Raw genomic sequence first — 2264 nt, 5'->3', positions numbered from 1 at the left:
GAACGTACGCGTGCGTGCCAGTACTCGGCGAGTGCCTCGGCCAACTGCACGGACAGGCCGTGTAGTTCGAGGTAGTCGCGGTAGGAGTCCGACGCGAAGAGCCGGGCGGTCTCCTCGCCGATGCGGGAGCCGACGGTGACGACCTGGAGGCCGACCACGTCCGTCTCGCCGGACTCCTCCGGGCGGAAGAAGTCCGCCAGGCACAGCCGGCGGCCGCGGCGCTGGCGCGGGAAGGTGAAGCGGGTGCGCTCGTTGCCCTGCTCGTCCAGGATGATCAGGTCGTCGTCCTTGGACACGCACGGGAAGTAGCCGTAGACGACGGCGGCTTCCAGCAGGTTCTCGGTCTGGAGTCTGTCGAGCAGGCCGCGCAGCCGCGGCCGGCCCTCGGTCTCGACGAGTTCCTCGTATGACGGTCCCTCACCGGTGCGGGCCTGCTTCAGGCCCCACTGGCCCTTGAACAGGGCGCCCTCGTCCAGCCAGGACGCGTATTCCTTGAGCTGGATGCCCTTGATGACGCGGGTGTCCCGGAAGGGGGGCTTGGGGACCGGGTTGTCGGTGGCGACGTCGGAGCGGACGTGGCCCTCCTGCGGGCGCTCCTCCACCTCGGCCGCGGGGGCCGCCGCACGCACCCGGCGCTGGCGCAGCTCGGGCAGCTTCGCGCCGGGCACGCCCCGCTTGACGCCGATCAGCGCGTCCATCAGACGCAGGCCCTCGAACGCGTCGCGGGCGTAGCGGACTTCGCCCTGGTAGATCTCGTGCAGGTCCTGCTCGACGTACGCCCGCGTCAGCGCGGCACCGCCGAGGATGACCGGGTAATCGGCCGCCAGGCCGCGCTGGTTGAGCTCCTCCAGGTTCTCCTTCATGATCACCGTGGACTTCACCAGCAGACCGGACATGCCGATCACATCGGCCCGGTGCTCCTGGGCCGCGTCCAGGATCGCGGAGACCGGCTGCTTGATGCCCAGGTTGACGACGTTGTAGCCGTTGTTGGACAGGATGATGTCGACCAGGTTCTTGCCGATGTCGTGGACGTCGCCGCGCACGGTCGCCAGCACGATGGTGCCCTTGCCGTCGTCGTCCGTCTTCTCCATGTGCGGCTCGAGGTAGGCGACGGCCGCCTTCATCACCTCGGCGGACTGCAGGACGAAGGGCAGCTGCATCTGGCCGGAGCCGAACAGCTCGCCGACGACCTTCATGCCCTCCAGCAGCGTCTCGTTGACGATGTCGAGGGCGGGGCGCTCGGCCAGCGCGAGATCGAGGTCGGCCTCCAGGCCGTTGCGCTCGCCGTCGATGATGCGGCGCTTGAGACGCTCGTCCAGCGGCAGCGCGGCCAGTTCCTCGGCCCTGCCCGCCTTCAGGGACTTGGCGGTGGCCCCCTCGAACAGGGCCATGAGCTTCTGGAGGGGGTCGTAGCCCTCGCTGCGGCGGTCGTAGATGAGGTCGAGGGCGGTCTGGACCTCTTCCTCGGTGAAGCGGGCGATCGGGAGAATCTTGCTCGCGTGCACGATCGCCGAGTCCAGGCCCGCCTTGACGCACTCGTCGAGGAAGACGGAGTTGAGCAGGATGCGGGCGGCCGGGTTCAGGCCGAAGGAGATGTTCGACAGGCCCAGCGTGGTCTGCACGTCCGGGTGGCGGCGCTTGAGTTCGCGGATCGCCTCGATGGTGGCGATGCCGTCCCCCCGGGACTCCTCCTGACCGGTGCAGATGGTGAAGGTCAGGGTGTCGATGAGGATGTCCGACTCGTGGATGCCCCAGTTGCCGGTCAGGTCGTCGATCAGCCGTTCGGCGATCTCCACCTTCTTCCGCGGGGTACGGGCCTGGCCCTCCTCGTCGATGGTGAGCGCGATCAGCGCCGCCCCGTGCTCCCGGGCCAGCTGGGTGACCTTGGCGAAGCGGGACTCGGGGCCGTCGCCGTCCTCGTAGTTCACCGAGTTGATCACCGCGCGGCCGCCGAGCTTTTGCAGGCCGGCCCGGATGACGTCGACCTCGGTGGAGTCCAGCACCACCGGCAGCGTGGAGGCGGTGGCGAAACGGCCGGCCAGCTCCTCCATGTCGGCGACACCGTCCCGGCCCACATAGTCCACACACAGGTCGAGCATGTGGGCGCCCTCACGGATCTGCTCACGGGCGATCTCCACACAGTCGTCCCAGCGGCCCTCCAGCATGGCCTCCCGGAACTTCCTCGAGCCGTTCGCATTCGTCCGCTCGCCGATCGCCAGGTAGGAGGTGTCCTGACGGAACGGCACCGTCTGGTAGAGGGAGGC

Annotated in this window: 1 protein-coding gene; it reads right to left on the bottom strand. The window is 68.8% G+C overall.

Translation table 11 applies throughout. The features are described from left to right. The coding region (locus ABT063_RS51890) for a methionine synthase (protein ID WP_351069345.1) at positions 1-2264 on the bottom strand (2264 nt) is incomplete at both ends.

Source organism: Streptomyces sp. NPDC002838 (assembly GCF_040295365.1).
Classification (GTDB): domain Bacteria; phylum Actinomycetota; class Actinomycetes; order Streptomycetales; family Streptomycetaceae; genus Streptomyces.
Note: the sequence above shows the minus strand (reverse complement) of the source record. Positions and strands in the feature narration are given on the sequence as shown.